At 66.5% G+C, this 23461-nt stretch carries 24 protein-coding genes; 11 read left to right on the top strand and 13 right to left on the bottom strand.

Annotated elements, in window-relative coordinates; all coding sequences use genetic code 11:
* Genes ACP7AR_RS00470 through ACP7AR_RS00450 form a run of 5 tightly spaced genes read right to left on the bottom strand, consistent with a single transcriptional unit; the run spans nucleotide 1 to nucleotide 4784 of the window.
* Nucleotides 1-639 carry an NAD(P)-dependent oxidoreductase gene (locus tag ACP7AR_RS00470; protein ID WP_426181342.1) on the bottom strand — a complete coding sequence of 213 codons (639 nt, stop codon included), beginning with the start codon at nucleotides 637-639 and terminating at the stop codon, nucleotides 1-3.
* A gap of 20 nt (nucleotides 640-659) precedes the next feature.
* Complete coding sequence (gene rlmB / locus ACP7AR_RS00465) at nucleotides 660-1661, bottom strand: 23S rRNA (guanosine(2251)-2'-O)-methyltransferase RlmB (protein ID WP_426181339.1); 1002 nt, start codon at nucleotides 1659-1661, stop codon at nucleotides 660-662.
* The gene (gene cysS, locus ACP7AR_RS00460) at nucleotides 1654-3063 is read right to left on the bottom strand and encodes a cysteine--tRNA ligase (protein WP_426181336.1); all 1410 of its coding nucleotides are present in this window, start codon (nucleotides 3061-3063) and stop codon (nucleotides 1654-1656) included. Before cysS ends, rlmB begins: the two co-directional genes overlap by 8 nt.
* A 9-nt stretch (nucleotides 3064-3072) precedes the next feature.
* Entirely contained in the window at nucleotides 3073-4266 is a 1194-nt protein-coding gene (gene ispD / locus ACP7AR_RS00455) for a 2-C-methyl-D-erythritol 4-phosphate cytidylyltransferase (RefSeq protein WP_426181334.1), read from the bottom strand.
* 35 nt (nucleotides 4267-4301) lie between these two features.
* A complete protein-coding gene (locus tag ACP7AR_RS00450) occupies nucleotides 4302-4784 on the bottom strand; it encodes a CarD family transcriptional regulator (RefSeq protein ID WP_033106646.1) in 483 nt (160 codons plus the stop codon).
* Nucleotides 4785-4918: 134 nt separating this feature from the next.
* Between ACP7AR_RS00450 and ACP7AR_RS00445 the strand changes: the two genes are divergently transcribed.
* Nucleotides 4919-5398, top strand: a complete 480-nt coding sequence (locus ACP7AR_RS00445) for a DNA modification methylase (RefSeq protein ID WP_426181332.1) — start codon at nucleotides 4919-4921, stop codon at nucleotides 5396-5398.
* A gap of 76 nt (nucleotides 5399-5474) precedes the next feature.
* On the opposite strand, the gene ACP7AR_RS00440 is transcribed toward ACP7AR_RS00445, so the two are convergent.
* Complete coding sequence (locus ACP7AR_RS00440) at nucleotides 5475-6158, bottom strand: response regulator (protein WP_426181330.1); 684 nt, start codon at nucleotides 6156-6158, stop codon at nucleotides 5475-5477.
* Nucleotides 6155-7375 carry a sensor histidine kinase gene (locus ACP7AR_RS00435; RefSeq protein ID WP_426181328.1) on the bottom strand — a complete coding sequence of 407 codons (1221 nt, stop codon included), beginning with the start codon at nucleotides 7373-7375 and terminating at the stop codon, nucleotides 6155-6157. The genes ACP7AR_RS00440 and ACP7AR_RS00435 overlap by 4 nt, the downstream gene beginning before the upstream one ends.
* 197 nt (nucleotides 7376-7572) lie before the next feature.
* On the opposite strand from ACP7AR_RS00435, the gene phoU reads away from it, so the two are divergent.
* On the top strand, nucleotides 7573-8295 hold the full coding sequence (gene phoU / locus ACP7AR_RS00430; protein ID WP_426181325.1) for a phosphate signaling complex protein PhoU: 723 nt from the start codon (nucleotides 7573-7575) through the stop codon (nucleotides 8293-8295).
* Nucleotides 8296-8387: 92 nt separating this feature from the next.
* Here phoU and ACP7AR_RS00425 read toward each other — a convergent pair whose 3' ends face one another.
* Complete coding sequence (locus tag ACP7AR_RS00425; RefSeq protein ID WP_426181322.1) at nucleotides 8388-9137, bottom strand: phosphoglyceromutase; 750 nt, start codon at nucleotides 9135-9137, stop codon at nucleotides 8388-8390.
* 34 nt (nucleotides 9138-9171) lie between these two features.
* Here ACP7AR_RS00425 and ACP7AR_RS00420 point away from each other — a divergent pair, with 34 nt between their 5' ends.
* The gene (locus ACP7AR_RS00420) at nucleotides 9172-10011 is read left to right on the top strand and encodes a class I SAM-dependent methyltransferase (protein WP_426181319.1); all 840 of its coding nucleotides are present in this window, start codon (nucleotides 9172-9174) and stop codon (nucleotides 10009-10011) included.
* Here the strand turns inward: ACP7AR_RS00420 and ACP7AR_RS00415 are convergent.
* From ACP7AR_RS00415 to ACP7AR_RS00405, 3 genes are all read right to left on the bottom strand, one after another.
* Nucleotides 9990-11114 carry a YgfZ/GcvT domain-containing protein gene (locus tag ACP7AR_RS00415; RefSeq protein ID WP_426181316.1) on the bottom strand — a complete coding sequence of 375 codons (1125 nt, stop codon included), beginning with the start codon at nucleotides 11112-11114 and terminating at the stop codon, nucleotides 9990-9992. The two genes, ACP7AR_RS00420 and ACP7AR_RS00415, sit on opposite strands and share 22 nt — an antisense overlap.
* Before the next feature lie 2 nt (nucleotides 11115-11116).
* Nucleotides 11117-11719, bottom strand: coding sequence for an FABP family protein (locus ACP7AR_RS00410; RefSeq protein WP_426181313.1), 603 nt, complete (start codon nucleotides 11717-11719; stop codon nucleotides 11117-11119).
* Nucleotides 11720-11889: 170 nt separating this feature from the next.
* Nucleotides 11890-12180, bottom strand: coding sequence for a hypothetical protein (locus ACP7AR_RS00405; RefSeq protein ID WP_426181310.1), 291 nt, complete (start codon nucleotides 12178-12180; stop codon nucleotides 11890-11892).
* Between the two features lie 139 nt (nucleotides 12181-12319).
* Here ACP7AR_RS00405 and ACP7AR_RS00400 point away from each other — a divergent pair, with 139 nt between their 5' ends.
* From ACP7AR_RS00400 to ACP7AR_RS00365, 8 genes are all read left to right on the top strand, one after another.
* Entirely contained in the window at nucleotides 12320-13003 is a 684-nt protein-coding gene (locus ACP7AR_RS00400; protein WP_426181307.1) for a winged helix-turn-helix transcriptional regulator, read from the top strand.
* A 90-nt stretch (nucleotides 13004-13093) separates the two neighbouring features.
* Nucleotides 13094-15259: an RNA degradosome polyphosphate kinase gene (locus tag ACP7AR_RS00395; protein WP_426181304.1), complete on the top strand. Its 2166-nt coding sequence runs from the start codon at nucleotides 13094-13096 to the stop codon at nucleotides 15257-15259.
* Nucleotides 15256-16242 (top strand): NUDIX hydrolase, encoded by a 987-nt coding sequence (locus ACP7AR_RS00390; protein ID WP_426181301.1) that lies wholly within the window; start codon nucleotides 15256-15258, stop codon nucleotides 16240-16242. Before ACP7AR_RS00395 ends, ACP7AR_RS00390 begins: the two co-directional genes overlap by 4 nt.
* 166 nt (nucleotides 16243-16408) lie before the next feature.
* Nucleotides 16409-17512: a phosphate ABC transporter substrate-binding protein PstS gene (pstS, locus tag ACP7AR_RS00385; protein ID WP_426181298.1), complete on the top strand. Its 1104-nt coding sequence runs from the start codon at nucleotides 16409-16411 to the stop codon at nucleotides 17510-17512.
* A gap of 136 nt (nucleotides 17513-17648) precedes the next feature.
* A complete protein-coding gene (gene pstC, locus ACP7AR_RS00380; RefSeq protein WP_426181295.1) occupies nucleotides 17649-18617 on the top strand; it encodes a phosphate ABC transporter permease subunit PstC in 969 nt (322 codons plus the stop codon).
* Between the two features lies 1 nt (nucleotide 18618).
* Entirely contained in the window at nucleotides 18619-19704 is a 1086-nt protein-coding gene (gene pstA, locus ACP7AR_RS00375; protein ID WP_426181293.1) for a phosphate ABC transporter permease PstA, read from the top strand.
* 38 nt (nucleotides 19705-19742) lie between these two features.
* Nucleotides 19743-20522 carry a phosphate ABC transporter ATP-binding protein PstB gene (gene pstB / locus ACP7AR_RS00370; protein ID WP_426181290.1) on the top strand — a complete coding sequence of 260 codons (780 nt, stop codon included), beginning with the start codon at nucleotides 19743-19745 and terminating at the stop codon, nucleotides 20520-20522.
* Between the two features lie 201 nt (nucleotides 20523-20723).
* Nucleotides 20724-21575: a type IV toxin-antitoxin system AbiEi family antitoxin domain-containing protein gene (locus ACP7AR_RS00365; RefSeq protein ID WP_426181287.1), complete on the top strand. Its 852-nt coding sequence runs from the start codon at nucleotides 20724-20726 to the stop codon at nucleotides 21573-21575.
* 178 nt (nucleotides 21576-21753) lie between these two features.
* On the opposite strand, the gene ACP7AR_RS00360 is transcribed toward ACP7AR_RS00365, so the two are convergent.
* Both ACP7AR_RS00360 and ACP7AR_RS00355 read right to left on the bottom strand, forming a co-directional pair.
* Nucleotides 21754-22638, bottom strand: coding sequence for an aminodeoxychorismate lyase (locus ACP7AR_RS00360; protein WP_426181284.1), 885 nt, complete (start codon nucleotides 22636-22638; stop codon nucleotides 21754-21756).
* Between the two features lie 178 nt (nucleotides 22639-22816).
* On the bottom strand, nucleotides 22817-23446 hold the full coding sequence (locus ACP7AR_RS00355; protein ID WP_426181282.1) for a DNA-directed RNA polymerase subunit beta: 630 nt from the start codon (nucleotides 23444-23446) through the stop codon (nucleotides 22817-22819).
* Nucleotides 23447-23461: the final 15 nt, after the last annotated feature.

Below are 23461 nucleotides of genomic sequence, written 5' to 3'. Positions count from 1 at the left end.
TCAGTAGCCCACGGCGAAGTTCTCCCGGCGATGCCGGGGATTCTCGATCTCGTCGACGAACGCGACGCCGAGGTCGCGCCCGGAGATGTACGACTCGCCCGCGGCATCCACGACCATCACCTGGCCGCCATCGCGATAGGTGCCGGTCCGCTCGCCGGGCGCCCAGTTGCCGAATCCCGCCGCCGGGTGCACGAAGAACCAGTCCTTGTTCTCCGGAGACTTCCGAAGGTCCTCCAGCACGCCGACGGCTTCCATCGCCTCATCCTTGAACTCCTCGGCGAAGTCGGCATCCACGAGCCGCGGCCCGTCGGGGGCGACCAGACTGCCGCCCGCTCCCCCGACGACGCCGAGACGCACCTCATCCGGCAGTGCCGCGAAGAGTTCGGCGGTCGCCGGGCGAACCTTACCGACCATGTCTCCGCGCGGCGACAGCGCCTGGATGACGACGTCCGCTTCGTCGATCTGCTCGAGCAGACTCGGCACGTCCAGGATGTTGCCCTCGAGGTACACCGCGCCCTCGACGCGCTCAGCGGCGATGGAGCGGGCGATCGAGATCACCGAATGACCGCGCGACACCGCCTCGGCGACGATGTTCGAGCCGGCATAGCCGGTACCTCCGATGACGGCGATGCGAGCCATGACGTCTCCCTGATCTTCGGTTATGACTTCGCGCGCACCGTCGACACCTGGTACAGCGCGACGGATGCCGCGATGCCGGCGTTCAGCGATTCGGTGGCCGCAGAGATCGGGATCGACACGATCTGGTCGCAGTTCTCCGTGACGAGACGCGAGAGCCCCTTGCCTTCGGAGCCGACGACGATGACGACGGGACGATCGGCGAGCGCGAGGTCGGGCAGTGACACGTCGCCGCCGCCGTCGAGGCCGATCACGAACACGCCCTGCTTCTTGAACTCCTTCAGCTGCGTGGTCAGGTTCGTCGCCATCGCCACGGGGATGCGAGCCGCGGCTCCGGCGCTCGTCTTCCAGGCCGCCGAGTTCACTCCCGCCGAGCGACGCTGCGGCAGGATGATGCCGTGTCCGCCGAAAGCGGCTGTCGAGCGGATGATCGCACCGAGGTTGCGCGGGTCTGTGATGCCGTCCAGCGCGACGAAGAGCGGCAGCTCACCGCGGTCGATGACCTGCTCGAGCAGGTCCTGCGGGTGCGCGTACTCGTACGGGGGCACCTTGAGGGCGACGCCCTGGTGCACTCCGTCGAAGCCGGCCATGCGGTCAAGCTCCTGCCGCGTGACCTCCATCACGGGGATGCCACGATGCGTGGCGATCGAGAGCATCTCCTTGACACGGTCGTCCATCTCGACGCGCTGCGCGATGTAGAACGCCGTTGCAGGGATCTTCGCCCGCAACGCCTCCAACACCGAATTGCGTCCGGTGACGTTCTCGGTCTCGTCGCCGGACTTCGCCTTGGACGAGCGGTTCTGGTTGCCCGCGCTGTTCGCGCGTCCGCCGGGGCGACCCTTGCCCGCCGAAGCCGCATAGCGCTCGGCGGCAGCCTTGCGCTTGCCTGCAGGGTGCCAGGCTCGATCCTCCGCCTTCGGGGTCGGCCCGCGGCCTTCGAGCGACTTGCGCCCGAGTCCGCCGGTGCCCTTGAGTGGGCCCTTCTTCTTGCCGTTGCTTGCGCCTGGGCGCTGTGGCTTAGCCATCAATACTCCAATGAGTTCCGTCTGCTGTGTCTTCAAGAGCGATACCGGCCGCTGCGATCGCGTCGCGGATGCGGTCGGCTGCCGCCCAGTCCTTGTCGGCCCGTGCCTGGGCTCGCTGCGCGATCATCGTCTGCACGAGCGCGTCGAGAGCGGATGCTGCAGCTCCGTCCCCCGTAGTCCGTTCGGAATCGAGCGGATGGATGCCCAGCACTCGCGTCATCGCTGCGACCTCGCGCAGTGTGCGCTCGGCTTCGGCGATGTCGCCGGCATCCAGAGCACCATTGCCCCGACGTACGGACTCGTGGACCACGGCGAGCGCCTGCGGTACACCGAGATCGTCGTCCATCGCGAGCTCGAACTCCACAGGCAGTTCGGTGTCGCCGCTCTCGTCGTCGCTGTGGAGGACTGCCCGCTCCGCCCTCGCGAGGAATGTCGTGATCCGTCCGAGTGCGGCCTCGGCCTCGGACCAGGACGACTCGGTGAGGTCGAGGCTCGATCGGTAGTGCGCGGCGGCGAGCGCATAACGGACGACGAGGGTGTCGTGCTCGGCGAGCACGTCGGCGGCGAGCGTGAAGTTGCCGAGCGACTTCGACATCTTCTGCCCGTCGACGGTCACCAGGCCGTTGTGCACCCAGTATTGGGCGAACCCAACACCGGCCGCCGTGGACTGTGCGAGCTCGTTCTCATGGTGCGGGAACCGCAGGTCGAGCCCTCCACCGTGAATGTCGAACTCGGAACCGAGATAGCGCTTCGCCATGGCGGAGCACTCGATGTGCCACCCGGGGCGGCCCTCGCCCCACGGCGACGCCCAGATGGCGTCCGCGGGCTCTTCGGGCTTTGCGCCCTTCCAGAGGGCGAAGTCCTGGGGGTTGCGCTTGCCTCGAGGATCCGCGTCTTCCGCGGCCTCCATCGCGTCGACCGACTGATGTGTGAGCGCGCCGTACTCCGACCAGGACCGCACGTCGAAGTACACGTCACCCGAGCCGTCAGGCGCGGGATACGCGTGTCCGCGCTCGATCAGGGTCTCGATGAGCTCCTGCATCTGCGGGATGGATGCCGTCGCGCGAGGCTCATACGTCGGCGGAAGGATTCCGACACCCGCATATGCCGCCGTGAACTGCTGCTCCATCCGGTAGGCCAACGCCCACCAGGGCTCGGCGGCCGTGGCGTTGACGAGGACCTTGTCATCGATATCGGTGACGTTGCGCACGAAGGTCACACGACCATAGCGCCGGGTGAGCCAACGGCGGAGGATGTCGAAGCTCAGGGCAGCGCGGACATGACCGATGTGGGGGCCGGACTGCACGGTCGGGCCGCATACGTACATCGTGATGTTCCCGGCGTCGAGCGGCACGAAGTCGCGCAGCTGCTGTGCGCGGGTGTCGTAGAGGCGGAGAGTCACTGCACCAGACTACCTGGGGTATATGAGCGCCACCGCTGTGACGGAGATGCCCTCACTGCGGCCGGTGAATCCCAGACCGTCTGTCGTCGTCGCAGTCACGGCGACCGCTGCCCCACCCAGCGCCGCGGACAGCGTGCGCTCGGCTTCCGCACGGCGAGCACTGAAACGGGGCCGGGCCGCCTGGAACTGCACCGAGACATTGCCGATCGTGAAGCCGGCCTCGGTCAGGAGCTGCGCGGTGCGAGCGAGGAACACCTCGGCATGCGCTCCCGCATACTCGGGATGCGACGTGCCGAAGTGCTCGCCGATGTCGCCGAGCCCGGCGGCCCCGAGGAGGGCGTCGACCATTGCGTGGGCGACCGCGTCGCCGTCGGAATGTCCGGACAACGGCTGCTCGCCGGGCCATTCGAGCCCCGCGAGCCAGAGATTTCCCTCGCCACCGAATGCATGCACGTCCGTGCCGATGCCGACACGGGGGGCGAGGATCGCGGGTGCAGGCTCGGCACCCGCGTCCAACAGCTGTCGTGCGCGCGCGAGATCGCCCGGTCTGGTGATCTTGAACGCGAGCTCAGAGCCGGCGATATGACGCACGGGATGCCCCGCGGCGGCGAACAGGGCGGCGTCGTCCGTGTACTCGACCCCTGATTCCGAAGCCGCGGCGTATGCGGCTTCGAGGAGCGCGCGGGGAAAGCCCTGCGGGGTCTGAGCGGCGGCCAGTTCCGAGCGATCGACGGCGGCGACGACCTCGAGGGCATCCACCCTCTTGATCGTGTCGATCACCGGCAGCGCCGGGATCACCCCCGCATCGGCCGTCACGGCCCGCGCGACCTCGTCGATCTGCGTCGCCGGCGTGAGAGCGCGCGCAGCGTCGTGAACGAGCACGGTGGTGATGTCTCCCCACAGCGCAGCAAGGCCGGCCGCGACCGACTGCTGCCTGGTCTCGCCGCCTGTCACGACACGGCCGAGGTCGCGCCGATCCCCTGCCGCGGCGAGCAGCTCGGTCTCGGCATCGCCCTCGTGATCCGCGGGCGCGACGACGATCACCTGCGCAGCCTGCGCGGCGAAGACGCGCTCAAGCGCATGTCGGAGCACCGAGTGTTCGTCGATGCCGACGAACGCCTTCGGTGCCGCAGCACCCAGCCGCGTTCCAGAGCCGCCCGCGACGACGATGATCGCCGTCGTGGGCACAGGAATGAGAGTCACACGCTCACACTAGCGAGGTCCGAAGACCCCGAGCATCAAGAAGCAAGGACCTCGTCGAGCAGCGCCCCGGCCTTATCCTCGTCGCACTTCTCAGCGAGCGCGAGCTCGGAGATGAGGATCTGACGGGCCTTCGCGAGCATGCGCTTCTCACCAGCGGAGAGTCCGCGATCCTGATCGCGACGCCACAGATCGCGCACGACCTCGCTGACCTTGATCACATCGCCGGAGGCGAGCTTCTCAAGGTTCGCCTTGTAACGGCGTGACCAGTTCGTGGGCTCCTCGGTGAACGGAGCACGCAGAACCTCGAACACGTGGTCGAGGCCCTCCTGACCGATGACATCACGGACGCCGACGAGGTCGACGTTCTCTGCGGGAACCTCGATGATGAGGTCGCCCTGCGTGACGTTCAGCTTCAGGTACTTCTTCGTCTCGCCCTTGATGACGCGATCCTTGACCTCGATGATCGTCGCGGCCCCATGGTGCGGATAGACGACCGTCTCGCCAACTTCAAAAAGCATAAAATCGTGTCCTTTCGGCAACCTCCAGAATACCACAGGCAACATGCACTAAGGTTTGCCCCGCATGGCCGCATGCTCACGCCTCGCGTACCCATAGAATGGATGCGGATATCCCAAAACTCCCTGGAGGACTCGTGAAATCGCGCCTTGTAGCGTCTGCCGCCCTCAGCGCCCTTGTTCTGCTCGGCGCCACGGGATGCACGTTCATCACCCCGCAGTCGACTGAGATCAAGTACTCGGCGTCCGACGGAGTGAACATCGCCGACACCGACGGGCCTCTCGAGATCCGAAACGCGATGGTCATCGCCACCGAAGACGGCTCCACCGGGAACCTCGTCGCGGCGATCGTGAACCCCACCGACGAGGCCGCGACGCTCACGATCGAGATCGAGGGCCTCGACCCCCTCACTCTCCGGGTCGGTGCCGGTGATTCGCTGAGCCTCGGCGCGAATGCCGAACCGCTGCGCATCGACGATCTCGACACGATGCCGGGCGCCACGGTCAAGATCTACTTCCAGTCGGGCGACGCCACCGGCGCTGCCGCAGATGTGCCCGTCCTCGACGGCGCACTCTCCTACTACGCAGACCTGGTTCCGCAGGAGGACGACGCCTGATCAGGCGCTCCTGCACGCACTGCACGTCGAGAGGCCGGCACCCCATGGGTGGCCGGCCTCTCGACGTGAGCGGGCGTCAACCCTCGAAGCGGTATCCGAGACCGCGCACGGTGACGAGCATGACCGGCTCGCCGGGGTTCTCCTCGATGCGGGAGCGGATGCGCTTGATGTGCACGTCGAGGGTCTTCGTGTCTCCGAAGTAGTCGCTGCCCCACACCCGGTCGATGAGCTGACCTCTGGTGAGCACACGGCCCGAGTTGCGCATCAGCACCTCGAGCAGCTCGAACTCCTTCAGCGGCATGCTGATCTCCGCGCCTGCGACCGTCACGGTGTGCCGGTCGATGTCGAGCGTGACGCGCCCGCCGTCGAGCACACGCTCGTCGAGATCGCTGTCCGCCTGCACCACGCGGCGGAGTACGGCCCGCATGCGTGCGAGCAGCTCGCGAGACGAGTACGGCTTGGTGATGTAGTCATCGGCGCCGAGCTCGAGCCCCACGACGATGTCCACCTCGGAGTCCTTCGCCGTGAGCATGATGATCGGCACCGCGGAGGTCGAGCGGATCTGTCGGCATACCTCGGTTCCGGGCATCCCCGGCAGCATGAGATCGAGCAGGACAGTGTCTGCCCCCCGCTCTCTGAATGCGGTCAGAGCACCGGGGCCGTCCTCCGCGATCTCCACCTCATAGCCTTCGCGGCGCAGCAGGTAAGCAAGCGGATCGGCAAGGTCTGGCTCGTCCTCGACGAGAAGGATGCGGGTCATACGGTCTCTCCGTTTCGGGCGCGCAGGGCTGCGGCTTTGGCCGTCTTCCTGGCGCGCTTCTTCTTGTTCTTGCGATCAGTCGTCTCAGGCATCGGGGCATCGATGCGAGGAAGAACCATCGTGAAGGTCGATCCGCGGCTCGGTCTGGACCACACCCGCACCTCGCCGCCGTGTCGCTGCGTTGCGTGCTTCACGATCGACAGCCCGAGGCCGGTGCCGCCTGTCCGGCGCGAGCGCGCCTCGTCGGCACGGTAGAAGCGTTCGAAGATGCGCTCACGGTCCGACTCGGAGATGCCGATGCCCTGGTCCGACACCGCGACCTCGAGGGTCTCGCCCTCGATCTTCACTCCGACGCCAACACGTGAGCCTCTCTGCGAGTACACGATCGCGTTCGCGATGAGATTGCCGACCGCCTCGATGAGTATCTGCGCATCACCGCGGACGAATGCGCCTCTGTCCCCGCCGCGGATCAGTTCGACGCCAGCGGAGTCCGCCTGCACAGCGTGCGCTTCTATCGACGCCGTGATGACCTCGTCCATCGCGACCGGATCGAAGTCGGTGATCCCGTCGGCCGCCTGCAGCCGTGACAGGCTCATGATGCGTCCGGTGAGCTGTCCGAGCCTTGCGGCCTCTGCGGAGATGCGCGAGGCGAAGATCCGCACCTGCGCCGGATCGTCTGCGGCAGATTCGATCGCCTCTGCGAGCAGGCTCACCGCACCGACCGGCGTCTTCAGCTCATGGCTGGTGTTGGCGACGAAGTCGCGACGCACCTGGTCCAGACGCTCCTGCTCGGTGACGTCGCGGACGATGAGCAGAGTCAGTCGCGCCCCCAGCGAGCTCGCCCGCGCCGACACCAATCGCGGGTCGAGGCTGACTCCGGGACGGGTGATGCGCATCGTCTCGGTCATGGATGCGCCGCTCGAGCGGACGCTGCGTACGAGTTCGCGCAGCTCCGGGATGTCCAGCGTCGCACCGACCTCGATGCCGAATCGTGCTGCTGCGTGGGAGATCGCAAGCACCAGGCCGGACGGATCGACGACGCAGGCGGCGTCATCCATGCTCTCGAGCACATCCACCGCGCCCTGCGGAACCACCGCGGATGACTCCTCCAAGACCTTGGCGCGTGCACGGTAGGCCCAGAAAACGAGCAGCGCCAGGCCGATGCCGATCACCAGGCCGATGGCCAGGGCGAGCAGCGCGATCTGCGGCGAGTTCATGTCACCAGCGTAGAGTGCGTTCACCTCCCGTCCGGCGGGTTTCCGCGCCATCTCGGATGCGGGCGAACTAGTATTCACGTGCCGGGCACCATTCGTTAACCTTCGACGAACACAATCGCCTAGGGCGTGCGCACACAGCACCGCCCGCCGCCAGCCGGCCAGACCGCCCGAGCTCCGAACGAAAGGTTGCGCCGATCATGCGTGAACTCTTCCATCAGTCCCTCGAGGATGTGCAGTCCCGTCTCGTGGAGATCGCCGACCTCGTCAACGTCTCCATCGACAAGGCCACCCGCGCCTTCGCCACCGGCGATGTCGCGCTCGCGGAGGAGGTCATCGCCGACGACGCGAAGATCGATGCACTCGCCGTCAAGCTCGACGAGCAGGCCATCGAGATCCTCGCTCGCCAGCAGCCGGTCGCGCGCGATCTGCGCATCGTCGTGTTCGCGCTCCGGGTCAGCGCGTCCCTTGAGCGAATGGGCGACATGTCGGAGCACATCGCGCAGCTCGCGCGTCTGCGCTTCCCCGAGCGCGCCATCCCGAAGGGCCTGAAGAGCACGTTCACCCGGATGGGTGAACTCGACGTCGAGATCGCACGCACACTCAGCGAGCTGCTGCGGACGCAGGATCTGCGTTTCGCCGACGTGATCCGCAATTCGGATGACGATGTGGACGAACTGCACGCCAAGGTCTTCGAGAAGGTGCTCAGCGACAACTGGAAGGGCGAAGCGGGCGCCACCGTCGACGCCACCCTCGCCAGCCGCTACCACGAGCGTTTCGCCGACCACGCGGTCGCCATCGCCAAGAAGGTCGTCTACCTCGCGACCGGCGATTGGGCCGTCGAGGAGGAAGACATCGCACTCGCCGCAGCGGAGGCGCACGCGAACGAGAACCAGACGAACGAGGGCCACGGCGTGGTCTGACCCTTCCGCGCTCTCCGAGACCCCGTTCTCACACCGAGACCCCCTGTCGCAGAATCTGCGACAGGGGGTCTCGGTGATGAAGCGGGGTCTCGCTACTTCTTGCCCTGGGAAGCGACCGCGGCGGCGCCTGCGGCCGCGGCCTCGGGGTCGAGGTAGCGACCAGGGCCGGTGGGAACGTTGTTCTCGTCCAGCTCGTACACCAACGGGATGCCCGTGGGGATGTTCAGCTCGGCGATCGCGTCGTCGCTGATGCCGTCGAGGTGCTTGACCAGACCGCGCAGCGAGTTGCCGTGCGCGGTGACCAGAACGGTCTTGCCGGCCTCGAGATCGGGGAGGATCGCGCTCTCCCAGTACGGCAGCAGTCGATCGATGACGATCTTGAGCGATTCGGTCCGCGGAACCTCTCCGTCGATGTCGGCGTAGCGAGCATCGTGCACCTGACTGAACTCGCTCTCATCGTCGAGCAGGGGCGGCGGCACGTCGAACGAGCGGCGCCACAGCTGGAACTGCTCCGGCCCGAACTCCTCCAGCGTCTGCGCCTTGTCCTTGCCCTGCAGCGCACCGTAGTGGCGCTCGTTGAGGCGCCAGGAGCGGGTCACCGGGATCCAGAGACGATCAGCGGCGTCCAGCGCGATGTCCGCAGTCTGGATGGCGCGGCTGAGCAGCGAGGTGTGCAGCACGTCGGGAAGCAGGCCCGACTCGGCGAGCAGTTCACCACCGCGGCGGGCCTCGTTCTTGCCCTGCTCGGTGAGGCGTACATCCACCCAACCGGTGAAGAGATTCAGTTCGTTCCACTCGCTCTGGCCGTGGCGGAGCAGGATGAGTGTGCGCGTCGCAGTCATGCCCCCAGTCTATGAGGTCTGGGAGAATGGACGCATGGCGTCATCTCCCCTCGGCCGCCCCACCAGGGGCACCACCGGGACGAACCGTCTGCGCCGCAATGATCGCTGGATCGCCGCGAGCACCGCGTTGCGAGTGGCTGCCGATCCCCTGGTCATCGACCTCGGATACGGAGCGAGCGGCGTGACCGCGTTCGAGCTTGCGACCAGGCTCATTCGCGTACGCCCCGATGCCGAGGTCATCGGATTCGAACTCGACCCCGAACGTGTGTCCACCGCCCGCGCTCAGTTGGAGGAGGTGCGAGCCGGACGCACCCCGTTCTCCCGCGATCTACGCGTGTCGTTCGCGCGTGGCGGGTTCGAGGTGCCGTTGGGCGGAGGGCGCCGACCCGCCGCGATCAGAGCGATGAATGTGCTGCGTCAGTACGACGAGGCCGATGTCTCCGCCGCGTGGGCGTCGATGGCAGCTCGCCTCGCGCCGAACGGCGTGCTCTTCGAGGGCACCTGCGACGAGATCGGCCGGATCGCCAGCTGGATCGACGTGTCCGGCGCCGGCCGTCCGCTCCAGTTCACGATCTCGCTGCGGCTGACAGGACTCGAACGCCCCGGTATCGTCGCCGAGCGCCTTCCCAAGGCGCTGATCCATCGCAACGTGCCAGGCGAACGCATCCACGATCTGCTCGTGGATCTTGATCGGGAGTGGGAGCGGGCGGCTCCCCTTTCGACCTTCGGTGCCACGCAGCGGTTCCTCGCGGCTGCGGCGAGTCTCAAGGAGCGCGGCTGGCCGGTGCTCGGCGACCGCAAGCGATGGCGCCTCGGGGAACTCACCGTGCCGTGGGATGCCGTCGCACCGGGTCAGGCCTTACGAGGATCCTGACCCGCTGGGCGCCGTGAGAGCCGCGTGAGCCTCGGCACATCGGCGGTCGCACCGGCATCCGCAGGGACGATCACCTGCTGTGCTGCTGCGACGTCGACATCGCCCGCCTTGACGATCAGGTCGCCGATCGGCGCACGGCGAGACAGGATCGCGAGTGCGATCGGCCCATCCTCATGATGCTGAGCCACCGACGTGACGTGGCCGACCTCCACATCGGCCGCGAACACCGCATCGCCCGGCGATGGAAGCACATCGTCGCTGCCGTCGAGGTGCAGCGCTGCGAGCCGGCGCGGGGGATGTCCGAGGTTGTGCACCTTCGCCACGGTCTCCTGACCGCGATAGCATCCCTTGCTCAGGTGCACGGCGCTGCGGATCCAGTCGGACTCGTGCGGCAGCGAGCGCTCATCGACCTCACCGGCCCACCGAGGCCGCCAGGCCGCGATGCGCAGCGCTTCGGTCGCGAGGAGGCCTGCCACGTCGACTCTGGCGCCTTCGATCAGGGTCACGACGGATGCCGCGGCATCCACGTCCAGGATCGCCACCCGCCATGCGTACTCGGCGGACGGATGCTGTTCGACATCAGAGTACTGGTGTCCGCCCCGCTGGACGGCGGTCCACGGATCCGCCCACACGAGGGCAGTGCCGTTCGGCGACAGGGCGAGCTCCCGCACGGCCTGTTCGGCGGCGCCTCCGGAGAAGAACCCGACCAGCTCGAGCTCGGAGCGGACCGTGACGGTCACCCTCGAGCGGAACACCATGCGCTGCAGCCACGTTGCGAGCGACTCGGCGTCCGCAGCATCCGCGATCAGCCATACCGATGAGCCGTCCTCGAAGACGCCGGCCGCGTGCTCGACGCGGCCTTGCGGGTCCAGGACGAGCAACTCGGTGCTCTCGCCTGCGACCAGCCCCGCGACCGATTGAGACGTGATCGAGTCCAACCAGCTCAGACGGTCATCTCCCGAGACCTCGATGACCGTGCGGTCGCCCAGCGGAGCCACTGCCGTGCCCGCGATGAGGCGCCGCTGCTCGCGGATCGGATCTCCGAAATGCAGCACGACTTCGTCTTCGGAGACTGCACCGGCCAGAGCGGCGAAAGCGGTCATCGTCAGACCTTCGCCAGACGGGCTGACGCGTGCGAGGCGAGTTCGGTGCCGAGCGCAGCGATGTCCCACGCCCACAACAGGTGCGCGTCCACCAGGCCGTACATGCGGCTCGCCGCGCGATAGTCCTTGCCGCCTGCGCCACGCACGATCGCATCCGTCGCGATGTCGATTCGGGGGCCGTTGATCTCACCCAGATACAGCTCGAGGGTGCCGTCGGAATGCGCGATCGACACCTCGAGCGGGAAGCCGCCGGATTCGGCCCGCAGCTGCTCGACGTCGTGCACGGTGCGGGCGGGGCTGCTCTCGACGGGAGGCAGCAGCGCCGGTCCAGCGTCCGCGGGCGTCGCGGGGCGTGAGAGTCGCCAGAATCCCGTCTCGGCGACCAGCGGGACAGAGGGCTCGCCTTCGTCGCTCGCCATCCAGCCGGTGGCCGAGTAGTTCAGATAGCCGGTGCCATCGTGACTGAAGCTCACTCGATGTGTGAACTCGCCTTCAAAACGGTGGCCGTCGGCTGTGTACTCGATGACGCCGGTGCCCTCCCAGACGCCGATGAGCCAGCTCAGCGGCGCGAGATCGGCCGGAAGATCAGTAGGGAGCTCGAGCATCGGTACTCAGATCAGCGCTGGCCGCGGAACAGGTTCCACAGCACGGTGCCGGCCACGAAGGCGATCGCGAGACTCGCAAGGCCCAGCAGACCGATGAAGAAGAATTCGAGTGCGACGAGGTCCATGATCCCCACTCTACCCCCGGGCCGCGCGCCCTCGGCGAGCGCGCGTCAGGCGGGAACGAGGGCTGCCAGGGCGAAGCCCGCGGAGACCACTCCGAGCAGCAGCAGTGCGCCGGTCACGCTCGCCGCCGTTCGGAAGATGAACCCCTTCGTCTGGCCGTACCAGAGCTGCAGGGCGAAGGAGAGCAGCACTGCACCGCCGAATCCGACGATCAACCACTGCACACGCCACTGCATCGGCACGAAGATGCCGATGGCCACCGCGGCGATGAGCGCGGCGCCCCACACGATGACGACGCCCCCGAGGGGGCTGCGCGGCGCGAGAGCAGGATCCGACATGTGTCCATTGTTACGCATTCGACGACGGATCCGCCGCTGCGCGTCATGACCGGCCACGCCGCTGGGTATCATGGGGCGCACGGCGTCGTACCCGATCGCCGTTCAGGGCGACGGTTCCCGCAGCCCGGAAGGATAGCGCGTGGCACTGCTCCTGGTTCTGACCTCAGCTCCCGCTTCGGAGCAGGTACTGCCCGCCCTGGAACTGCTGAGCCACCGTGTGCGCCAGATCCCCGCGGAACCCGCTCAACTCGTCAGCGCCCCCGAGAGCGACATCGTCATCGTCGACGGAAGACACGATCTCTCCGGAGCCAAGTCTCTGTGCAAGCTGCTGCGGACGACGGGCCAGGACGCACCGCTCCTGCTGGTCGTCACCGAGGGCGGGATGAGCGCCGTCTCAGGCGACTGGGGTATCGACGACGTGCTGTTGACGAATGCCGGCCCTGCTGAGACCGATGCCAGGATCCGCCTGGCGATCGCACGCGGTGAGGCCACCGCCGAGCCCTCTCGGGTGCAGGCATCAGGGGTCACGATCGACGAGCAGTCGTACTCGGCGAAGCTGCACGGGAGGGCGCTGGATCTCACCTACAAGGAGTTTCAGCTGCTGCACTTCCTCGCCACGCATCCTTCTCGCGTCTTCACTCGCGAACAGTTGCTCAGCGAAGTCTGGGGATACGACTACTTCGGCGGCACGCGAACAGTCGACGTGCATGTGCGGCGCCTGCGCGCCAAGCTCGGCGATCAGGAGCAGATCATCGGCACGGTGCGCAACGTCGGCTACCGCTTCAACGTGTACGACGAGGATCAGCTCGCCGCATCGCGGTGACGGACCGCCGCGCGTTGACGTGGTCGCCGCGTCGTGACACGGATCGTCTCGTTCACGCACGTGTCACCTGGCGGTGCCAAGATGTACTCCATGATCGATTCCGCGCTCGCCGACGCCGGGCTCGGTGATGCCGAAGACGATGACTTCGACGCCATCGAATCTCCGGACTCTCTGCTGCCCGACCATCGCTACCACGATCGTGAGGTCAGCTGGCTCGCCTTCAATCAGCGCGTCCTCGAACTCGCAGAGGACGCGACGCTTCCCGAACTGGAGCGGGCGAACTTCCTGGCGATCTTCGCGAGCAACCTCGACGAGTTCTTCATGGTGCGCGTCGCAGGACTCAAACGCCGCATCGTCACCGGCCTCGCGGTTCCGACCAACGTCGGCCGCTCCCCCTCGGACGTGCTCGCCGACATCTCACGCGAAGCCCACGCCCTGCAGCTGCGCCACGCCGCCGCATGGACCGAACTGGTGCGGCCCGCCCTCGCGGATGCCGGAATCGAGATCACCGAGTGGGACACGCTCACCGAAGCGGAGCACGCCGCGCTCACGGAGTACTTCCAGCTGCATGTCTTCCCTGTGCTGATGCCTCTGGCGGTCGACCCTGCACATCCTTTCCCGTACATCTCCGGACTTTCGCTGAACCTCGCGATCCGCATCCGCAACGCGCGCACCGGGCGACAGGAGTTCGCACGCCTCAAGGTGCCGCCCATGCTCCCCCGCCTGGTCGAAGTGCCGGGCGGCAGCGAGATCACTCGGTATCTCCCCCTCGAAGACCTGATCTCCAACCACCTCGGCGATCTCTTCCCCGGAATGGAGGTGCTCGACCACCACGCGTTCCGCCTCACCCGCAACGAAGATGTGGAGATCGAGGAGGACGAGAGCGAGAACCTCATCCAGGCGCTCGAGGCCGAGCTGCTGCGCCGCAGGTTCGGCCCGCCGATCCGACTTGAGATCGCCGACGATATGGATGACGTGACCCTGGATCTGCTGATCAAGGAGCTCGACATCACCGACCAGGAGGTCTACCGGCTGCCGAGCCCTCTCGATCTGCGCGGACTCTTCTCGCTGTCGCGTGTGAACCGCCCCGATCTGCGTTACCCGCCGCACCTGCCGACGACTGCCGTGCCGTTCCAGCCGACCGGATCGAACAGTCGCGCCGACATCTTCGCCGCCATCCGCAAGGGCGATGTGCTCGTGCACCACCCGTACGAGTCGTTCGCGACCAGTGTGCAGGCCTTCCTCGAACAGGCAGCTCGCGATCCGCACGTGCTCGCCATAAAGCAGACGCTGTACCGCACTTCGGGCGACAGCCCTGTCGTGCAGGCACTGATCGATGCGGCAGAGGCCGGCAAGCAGGTGCTCGCGCTGGTCGAGGTGAAGGCGCGCTTCGACGAGGCGAACAACATCGTCTGGGCGCGAAAGCTCGAGAAGGCCGGCGTGCACGTCGTATACGGCCTGGTCGGACTCAAGACGCACTGCAAGCTCGCGCTCGTCATCCGTGAGGAAGACGGGATGCTGCGGCACTACTCGCATGTCGGCACCGGCAATTACAACCCGAAGACCAGCCGAGTGTACGAGGATTTCGGTCTCTTCACGTCCGACGCGCAGGTCGGAAAAGACCTCACCCGCCTGTTCAACGAGCTCAGCGGGTACGCCATCGAGAAGAAGTTCAAGCGCCTGCTCGTCGCTCCGCTGCACCTGCGCAAGGGCCTGCTGCGGCAGATCGACAACGAGCGCAAGAACGCCGAGGCAGGTAAATCCGCGCATATCCGCATCAAGGTGAACTCGATGGTCGATGAGGAGATCATCGACGCGCTCTACCGGGCGAGCCAGGCAGGGGTGAAGGTCGACATCTGGGTGCGCGGCATCTGCAGCATCAAGGTCGATCTGCCGGGGATCAGCGACAACATCACCGTGCGCAGCATTCTGGGGCGCTACCTGGAGCATTCCCGGATCTTCGCGTTCGACAACGACGGCGACCCGCAGGTGCACATCGGCAGCGCCGACATGATGCACCGCAACCTCGACCGCCGCGTCGAGGCGCTCGTGCGGGTCACGGACCCAGCGCATGTCAAAGAGCTGCTGGCCTTCTTCGACCTCGCCATGGACGACTCCACGAACTCCTGGCATCTGGGAGAGGACGGCGTCTGGACGCGCCACTCCGCGGATGCCGATGGGAATCCCCTCATCGACCTGCAGGATAAGACCATGAATCAGATCCGACGTCGTCGACGTACGCGTACGGTGCGATGACCCTTCGACAGGCTCAGGGAACAGGCGCGGTGACCGAAGTGGTCTCGTCGGACAAGGCCGTGTATGCGGCCGGGGCCGTCGTGTGGCGTCTCGTCGAAGGCAAGCTCTGCATCCTGCTGATCCATCGCACGAAGTACCGCGATGTGACGCTCCCGAAGGGCAAGGTCGACCCGGGCGAGATGCTCGCGCAGACCGCGGTGCGAGAGGTGCACGAGGAGACCGGCATCCGAGTGAACCTCGGCGTCCCGGTGGGCGTGAGCCGTTATTTCATGCGTCCCAAGCGGCAGAAGATCGTGCACTACTGGGCGGCCGAGGCCACGGAGGAGGCCATCCGCGATTCGACTTTCGTGCCCAACAACGAGATCGCGGCTCTCGAGTGGGTGAGCACGAAGAAGGCGCGCAAACACCTGAGCTATCCGATCGATCTGGAGATCCTGGATGAGTTCGAGCGTCTCGTCGATGACGGCGTGCTGCACACGTTCCCCATCATCGCGCTGCGGCACGCGAAGGCCGTCTCGCGCTCGGATTGGGATGGCTCCGATGCGTCGCGCATCCTCACTGACCGCGGCCGTAGGCAGGCCAAGGCGATCGTGGCGCCGCTGCGCGCGTTCGGCGTGCGCAAGATCATCACCAGTGATGCCGTGCGCTGCATGCAGACAGTGGCACCGCTCGCGAAGGCGCTGGACCGCAAGCCGGTGGAGACGGAACTGATCAGTCAGGACGCGTGGGAAGAGGGGCGGTCCGACGTGCGCGCCGTGATCGGAAAGCGCGTGCGCGCCCGCAAGCCGGCTGTCATCTGCAGCCACGGCCCCGTGCTGCCTGACCTCCTCAGCGAACTCGCACTCGCGACCGGAACCATGCACGGCTCGTATCTCGGCAGCGCTTCGGCGCTCGAGGTCGCTGCATTCTCCGTCGCGCATCTGTCAGCGACGAACCCGGGTTCCGGGATCATCTCGATCGAGACGCACGTTCCCCAGGCCTGATCTCATCGCGTGCGAGTGCAGTTCTGCGGCCCGAGCCGCGTTCCTGTTCGCCACCAGTCGTTCACCTGCTGTTTACCGGCGCGGGAGAGTCTCGTTAACCGCCGCGCATAGCGTCACTGTGTGCCCTGCACCGGGCCTCAACCATTCAACGATCGAAGGATCCACAGTGAAGATCTCCCGAATCGCTCGCATCGGCGCCGTCGGCGCCGCAGCAGTTCTCGCCCTCGCCGGCTGTGCCGCGAACGAAGGCGGAACACCTGAGGGCTCTGGTGAGCCGTCCACCTCGACCCTGACAGGCTCCGTCGAGGCCACCGGCGCCTCCTCGCAGGAAGCAGCCCAGCAGGCCTGGGTCGCCGCTTTCCAGACCACGAACCCCGACACGACGGTGAACTACACCGCGACGGGTTCTGGCACCGGCCGTGAGAACTTCCTCGCCGGCTCCTCCAACTTCATCGGCTCGGACCGCGCGTTCAACGCCGAAGAGATCACCGCCGGTGGCTTCGGCTCCTGCACCTCTGACGAGATCGTCGAGATCCCGGTCTACATCTCCCCGGTCGCCGTCGCGTTCAACCTCGAGGGCGTCGACACGCTGAACCTCGACGGCGCGACGATCGCCGGCATCTTCGCGGGCACGATCACCAACTGGAACGACGCGGCCATCGCCGACCAGAACCCGGATGCAGAGCTCCCCGACCAGGCCATCGTGCCGGTGCACCGCGCCGACGCATCCGGCACGCAGGAGACCTTCACCAGCTACCTCGAGGCTGTCGCACCCGACGTCTGGACCAACGAGGCCAGCGACGAGTGGCCGCTGTCGACCGGCGAGGCTGCTGACGGCACCTCGGGCGTCGTCAGCGCGATCACCAACGGTGTCGGCTACATCGGCTTCGCCGACGCTTCGCAGACCGCCGACCTCGGACAGGTCGCTGTCGAGGTCGAGGGCGAGTACGTCCCCTACTCGGCTGAGGCCGCCTCCGCGCTGGTCGCTGCTTCGCCGCTCGAGGAGGGCCGTTCGGCTCACGACCTCGCGTTCGCGGTCGACCCGGCTGCTGCTCCCGCCGGTTCGTACCCGATCGCCCTGGTGTCGTACCTCATCGGTTGCGTCGAGTACGAAGACGCCGAGGTCGCCACTCTGGTCAAGTCGTACTTCGAGTACGTCGCTTCGCCCGAAGGCCAGGACGTCGCCGCAGAGGCTGCCGGCAGCGCCCCGATCTCGGATGACCTGCGCGAGAAGGTCACCGCGGCGATCGACGCGATCGTCACTGAGTAACACGGTCCCTCAGTCCTAAGCTGAGAGCCGTGCTGAGGCCCCCGCGGCGCTGGTCGAATCGATCGATCCAGCACCGCGGGGGCACACGCATGAACACATCCCGTACGTCCCTCCGAACACCCGTGGAGCCACGCAGATGACCACCACCACGACGGATAACGAGAGCACCCGTTCGCCCGTGTCCACGAAGGCCGTGCTTCGCCCCGGAGATCGCATCTTCTCCGGCACCGCTCTCAGTGCCGGCATCATCATCCTCGTCACGCTGGCCGCGGTCGCCGTCTTCCTGATCGTTCAGGCGATCCCCGCCTTCGCACCGGACACGTCCGACAATCACATCCTCGAAGGACAGTCGTTCATCACGTGGGTGTGGCCCTTCGTCTTCGGAACGCTCTGGTCGAGCCTGATCGCCCTGGTCATCGCCGCCCCGATCGCGATCGGCATCGCGCTGTTCATCTCGCACTACGCACCGCGCAGGCTCGCAGGGCTGCTCGGCTACATCATCGACTTGCTCGCAGCCGTTCCCTCTGTCGTGTTCGGCCTCTGGGGCGCCCTGACGTTCGCGCCCATGCTCGTGCCGTTCTACAAATGGCTCAACACGAACCTCGGTTGGATCCCGATCTTCTCGGGGACACCGTCTGGTACGGGAAAGACGATCCTCACGGCGTCCCTCGTCCTCGCGGTGATGATCCTGCCGATCATGACCGCCATCTGCCGTGAGATCTTCCTCCAGACGCCCAAGCTGCACGAGGAGGCCGCGCTCGCCCTCGGAGCGACCCGCTGGGAGATGGTGCGGATGGCCGTTCTGCCCTTCGCCCGCAGCGGCATCGTGTCCGGTGCCATGCTCGGCCTCGGCCGCGCACTCGGCGAGACCATGGCCGTCACACTCGTGCTCTCGCCCCTCGGCATCGTCACCTTCAACCTGCTGAACCCGGAGAACCCCACGACGATCCCTGCGATCATCGCCCTGCGGTTCCCCGAGGCCCACGATTCGGGCGTCAACACGCTCATCGCGGCCGGTCTGATCCTCTTCATCGTGACCTTCGCGGTCAACTTCGTCGCACGCTGGATCGTGTCGCGTCGTGCCGAGTTCTCAGGAGCAAACTGACATGACCGCCATCGCCGTCGCCCCCACCACGCACGCGACCAGTGCGGGCCACCTGCCCAAGTGGGCTCCGTGGGGCCTTCTCGCCGTCTGCTTCATCATCGCGGGCACGATCTTCGCCTTCGCGAATGCCGGTGGCGACCCTGCCGACTTCAACATCGCTCTCACGCTCGTCGTCGGGATGATCCTCTACATGGGGCTCATCTTCGTCGTCTCCACCGTGGCCGAGAGCCGGCGTCACGCAACAGACCGCCTGATGACGGCCCTCGTCTCCGCCGCGTTCGTCGTCGCCCTTCTGCCCCTCATCTCGCTCCTGTACACGGTCGTCGTCAACGGCCTCGCGCGATTCGACGGTGAGTTCTTCAGCTTCTCGATGCGCAACATCGTCGGTGAAGGCGGCGGTGCCATCCACGCCGTCTGGGGCACCCTGCTCATCACGCTCGGAGCGACGATCATCTCGGTGCCGATCGGTCTGATGACATCGATCTACCTCGTCGAGTACGGCCAGGGCAAGAAGCTCGCCCGCGGAATCACGTTCCTGGTCGATGTGATGACCGGCATCCCGTCGATCGTCGCCGGTCTGTTCATCTATTCGGTGTTCGCGCTCATCATGGGACCCGGTACCCGCATCGGCATCATGGGTTCCCTGGCGCTCTCGGTGCTCATGATCCCGGTCGTCGTCCGCGGCTCAGAGGAGTTGCTGCGCATCGTGCCGAACGAGCTGCGAGAGGCTGCGTACGCACTCGGCGTGCCGAAGTGGCTGACGATCATCAAGGTCGTCATGCCCACGGCGATCGCCGGCATCGTGACCAGCATCATGCTCGCCATCGCGCGCGTCATCGGCGAGACGGCGCCGCTGCTGCTCACGGTCGGCATCGTGCAGGGCATGAACCTCAACATGTTCAGCGGACAGATGTCGACTCTGCCGGTGTTCTCCTACATGCAGGCGAAGTATCCGGGTCTCCCGGCCGACGCCTACATCGACCGTGCGTGGGCTTCCGCGCTCACGCTCATCCTGATCGTGATGGTCCTCAACCTGGCCGGTCGTCTGATCGCCAAGGTGTTCGCCCCCAAGATGACCGGCCGCTGAGCCGTCCCCGTTTCCCGACTGAAGAAGAAGGATCTCAGGTGTCCAAGAGCATCGAAGTAAACGACCTCAACGTCTTCTACGGCGACTTCCTCGCCGTCGAGGGTGTCAGCATCGATATCAAGCCCAACACCGTGACGGCGTTCATCGGCCCGTCCGGCTGCGGCAAGTCGACCTTCCTGCGAACCCTCAACCGCATGCACGAGGTCATCCCCCGTGCGCGCGTCGAGGGCGAGGTGCTCATCGACGGCAAGAACCTCTACGGCGCGAACGTCGACCCGGTTCTCGTGCGCCGCCAGGTGGGCATGGTGTTCCAGCGACCGAACCCGTTCCCGACGATGTCGATCAAGGAGAACGTGCTCGCGGGCGTCAAGCTCAACAACACGCGCATGGCGAAGAGCGACCAGGACGCTCTCGTCGAGCAGTCGCTGCGCGGCGCGAACCTCTGGAACGAGGTCAAAGACCGCCTCGACAAGCCCGGTTCCGGGCTCTCGGGTGGTCAGCAGCAGCGTCTGTGCATCGCTCGTGCCATCGCCGTCTCCCCCGATGTGATCCTCATGGACGAGCCGTGCTCCGCGCTCGACCCGATCTCGACCTTCGCGATCGAAGAACTCATCGCCGAGATCAAGACCCAATACACGGTCGTCATCGTGACGCACAACATGCAGCAGGCGTCCCGCGTCTCCGACAAGACCGCGTTCTTCAACATCGCCGGCACCGGCAAACCAGGCAAGCTCATCGAGTACGACGAGACGGCGACGATCTTCACCACCCCGTCCGTGCAGGCGACGGAGGACTACGTCTCGGGCCGCTTCGGGTAACCCCGCCTCGCCTCTCTCGGAAAACCCAGACCATCCGGCGTGCCGTCGGAGTGTTGCGCTACGACACACCGCGCGACACGTAGCCGGTCTGGGTTTTCCCGTTGATGACTCTTTCTGCACAGGATGCCGGTCGTGCGGCTTGTGCTCAGAGCGCGACCGTGCGCGCACGAGCAGCGGCAGCAACCGGCCAGTATCTCGGTCATGTCATTCACGACAGCGGCCGCGGCGCTGCGCACCCTGGGACGCATGGCGCGCACTTCAGAACTCGCGCGGCTCGGGGTGACAGAGGCCGAGCTCACCCGCGCCGTCCGCGCTGGCACGGTCGTTCGCCCGCGCCAGGGCGTGTATGCGCTCCCCGATTGCGCGGAGGAATTACTGCATGCGGCCTCGCACGGCGGAACTGTCGGATGCTGCGCCGCCGCAAAGATGCTCGGGCTGTGGGTCTTGGAGGTCCCGGAGCAGCATCACATCTGGCTCGGCGACGCAGGCACGTCGCGATCAGACTGCACCGATTGCCGCGTGCACTGGGACGACGGCACGGTCGAGGTCGGTACCCTCCCTCCGGTACACAACGTGCTTCTGCAGATCGCTGTCTGCGCCGACGAAGACACGTTCTTCGCGGCGTTCGAGTCGGCGCTTCGGCATCACAAGATCGCGCCCGGCGGCATCGCGTGGTTGTGGAGCCGCCTGCCGCGACGACGACGCTGGCTCGTCGACTTCGCGCGATCCGATGCCGACAGCGGACTCGAATCGCTGTTCCGGCTGCGGATGCACCGACTGGGAGTCACGATGCGCTGCCAGCTAAGCATCCGCACCGTCGGTGAAGTCGATTTCGTCATCGGTGATCGTCTGATCGTCGAAGTCGATGGGCGGCACAATCACGAGCGAGAGAAGGAGCGCGCCAAGGACCTCGCCCGCGACGCCGCTGCGGCGACTCTGGGCTACGAGACTCTGCGATTCACGTACGCGATGATCGTCCACCACTGGGAGATCGTCGAAGCTGCGATCCTCGCCAAGGTCGCCGACCGCGCGCACCTGCGCCCCGTGCACTGATACTCCATGCGACGCCCGGGCCACCCGTCCGCCCGACAGCCTCGCGTGACGCCGGAAAACCCAGACCATCTGGCGTGTCGCCGGCGGGTCGCCCGAGGACACGCGACGACACGCCATCTCGTCCTGGTTTTCCGAGGCACGGGGAGGACCGGGGCGAAGACAGTGGACGGTGCGCAGATCAGTCGCGCGGCGACAGGAGGTACTGGTTCAGTTCCGACGTCAGGGAGTGGTCGACGGGCAACTCGGCACCGTCGATGGCCGTGATGGGAACGGCCAGACGAACGCTGGAGACCAGCCAGGCGGAGTCAGCGAGCGGAAGACCGGATGCCGGGATGCGGTCGTACCCGACGTCGAAGCCACGAGCGGCGAGGTGCTCGTACACGCTGAGCTGAGTCGTGCCGTGCAGGATGCCGCCGGTCGGCGCAGGAGTGGTGAAGCGGTCGCCGGATCGGAGGATGAGCGATGCCGTCGGTGCCTCGAGCACGAATCCGTCGCTCGAAAGGAAGATCGCGTCATCTGCTCCTCTGCGGTGCGCCTCACGCAGCGCAGCCATGTTCACGGCGTACGACAGCGTCTTCGCCCCCAGCAGCAGCCAGGGCGCTCGCTCCGCGACATCGAGACCGTATCCACGATCGAGAGTGATGACTTTGACGCCCGTCTCGCGCACGGCCGAGAAATCGGATGCCGGCGCCGCTGTCACCCAGGCCGTCGGCGTGGGCCCGTGCTCCACGCCGCGACTGAGGATCAGTTTGATCACGGATTCCCCCTCGGGGCATTCTGACGCGGCGACGGCGATGGCCTGCCGCCACTGCTCCTGGTGAGGTACCGGAAGATCGCACAGCCGGGCAGAATTCGCCAGACGCTCGAGGTGCGCGATGACCTCCTGTGCGTGTCCGTCGATCACGCCGATCGATTCGAACACGCCGTCGCCGCGCTGGGTGCTGAGTTCTCCCACGCTGAGTGCGGGGGCCGCGGCATCCACGACCGTGAACGTGTCGGCGTAGTCGGCGCGCTCCTCGGAGGCGCCTATGGGATCGATGATCAGAGCGAAGCGCCGGGTCATGCATCGACTCTACGGCCACTGCGCGGCAGGGAATACCTTCGGCCCCCGGACGTTACAATGGACAGGCCGGGCCGCATAACCCCGGGCTCCAATTATTGCCGCTGCGAGCGGCCTTCCGCCGAGAGGCGTTCTTGCGGCCCGGTCTTTCCATGTCCGGAACCGGACGCAGTCCGCCTTCTCAGGTCAGAGCCCCGCTGCGCCACAGGCCGGCCGCCGCACTCAGATCGCCCGCGTACGTGTGCAGTCGGCGGGCACGAGCGGTGAGCTCCGTGGCCCGTTCGGGTTCGGTCTTCTCGTAGTCGTCTGCGGTGTGCGTCGCGCCCGAGACCTGCACGCGGCAGAACGCCGCCGCGCGATCGAGCGCGACCGAGAAGTCGCCCGTGAACACACCGCGAAGAATCGTGTCGATCAACGCCACGATCTCCTCGGGGTTCGCCGGCACGGGCGCGCCGGCGACGACCGCATCCACGGAGGCCAGTTCGACGCGGCCTCGTTCATAGAGCAGCGCAGAGGTCTGCGGATCGCTGTGGATCGCCAGCTGCAGCAGGTACAGGCGCCAGAGCGCCCCTGGCAGCGAGACCGCAGGGGACCTGGACCACAGCTCGGCGATGTCATCGATGCCGTGCTCCGCCGTGAACGCGACCAACCTCTCCGCACTCTCCCCGCTCTCGTCCTCGCGGGCCCGCATCACCAGTGCGGATGCCGTCGCGTGCGCGACTCTGGTCGCCTCGGCGGAATCGGACGATCCGACGAGGTTGTCGAAGGATGCCGACGGGCGGCGGACAGGACGGTGGAACTGCTCGGGCATCCGTCCAGGGTACTC

Source organism: Microbacterium sp. TWP3-1-2b2 (assembly GCF_049896145.1).
Taxonomy (GTDB): Bacteria; Actinomycetota; Actinomycetes; order Actinomycetales; family Microbacteriaceae; genus Microbacterium.
The sequence above is the reverse complement of the archived record's forward strand: the minus strand, read 5'-3'. Positions and strand labels throughout refer to the sequence as shown.

Excerpts from the sequence above, each read along its gene's own strand:
- ACP7AR_RS00470 (WP_426181342.1), bottom strand. The coding sequence starts at position 639 with ATGGCTCGCATCGCCGTCATCGGAGGTACCGGCTATGCCGGCTCGAAC.
- rlmB (WP_426181339.1), bottom strand. The coding sequence starts at position 1,661 with ATGGCTAAGCCACAGCGCCCAGGCGCAAGCAACGGCAAGAAGAAGGGC.
- ACP7AR_RS00450 (WP_033106646.1), bottom strand. The coding sequence starts at position 4,784 with ATGCTTTTTGAAGTTGGCGAGACGGTCGTCTATCCGCACCATGGGGCC.
- ACP7AR_RS00440 (WP_426181330.1), bottom strand. The coding sequence starts at position 6,158 with ATGACCCGCATCCTTCTCGTCGAGGACGAGCCAGACCTTGCCGATCCG.
- ACP7AR_RS00435 (WP_426181328.1), bottom strand. The coding sequence starts at position 7,375 with ATGAACTCGCCGCAGATCGCGCTGCTCGCCCTGGCCATCGGCCTGGTG.
- phoU (WP_426181325.1), top strand. The coding sequence starts at position 7,573 with ATGCGTGAACTCTTCCATCAGTCCCTCGAGGATGTGCAGTCCCGTCTC.
- ACP7AR_RS00425 (WP_426181322.1), bottom strand. The coding sequence starts at position 9,137 with ATGACTGCGACGCGCACACTCATCCTGCTCCGCCACGGCCAGAGCGAG.
- ACP7AR_RS00420 (WP_426181319.1), top strand. The coding sequence starts at position 9,172 with ATGGCGTCATCTCCCCTCGGCCGCCCCACCAGGGGCACCACCGGGACG.
- ACP7AR_RS00415 (WP_426181316.1), bottom strand. The coding sequence starts at position 11,114 with ATGACCGCTTTCGCCGCTCTGGCCGGTGCAGTCTCCGAAGACGAAGTC.
- ACP7AR_RS00410 (WP_426181313.1), bottom strand. The coding sequence starts at position 11,719 with ATGCTCGAGCTCCCTACTGATCTTCCGGCCGATCTCGCGCCGCTGAGC.
- ACP7AR_RS00405 (WP_426181310.1), bottom strand. The coding sequence starts at position 12,180 with ATGTCGGATCCTGCTCTCGCGCCGCGCAGCCCCCTCGGGGGCGTCGTC.
- ACP7AR_RS00395 (WP_426181304.1), top strand. The coding sequence starts at position 13,094 with ATGATCGATTCCGCGCTCGCCGACGCCGGGCTCGGTGATGCCGAAGAC.
- ACP7AR_RS00390 (WP_426181301.1), top strand. The coding sequence starts at position 15,256 with ATGACCCTTCGACAGGCTCAGGGAACAGGCGCGGTGACCGAAGTGGTC.
- pstC (WP_426181295.1), top strand. The coding sequence starts at position 17,649 with ATGACCACCACCACGACGGATAACGAGAGCACCCGTTCGCCCGTGTCC.
- pstA (WP_426181293.1), top strand. The coding sequence starts at position 18,619 with ATGACCGCCATCGCCGTCGCCCCCACCACGCACGCGACCAGTGCGGGC.
- ACP7AR_RS00365 (WP_426181287.1), top strand. The coding sequence starts at position 20,724 with ATGTCATTCACGACAGCGGCCGCGGCGCTGCGCACCCTGGGACGCATG.
- ACP7AR_RS00360 (WP_426181284.1), bottom strand. The coding sequence starts at position 22,638 with ATGACCCGGCGCTTCGCTCTGATCATCGATCCCATAGGCGCCTCCGAG.
- ACP7AR_RS00355 (WP_426181282.1), bottom strand. The coding sequence starts at position 23,446 with ATGCCCGAGCAGTTCCACCGTCCTGTCCGCCGCCCGTCGGCATCCTTC.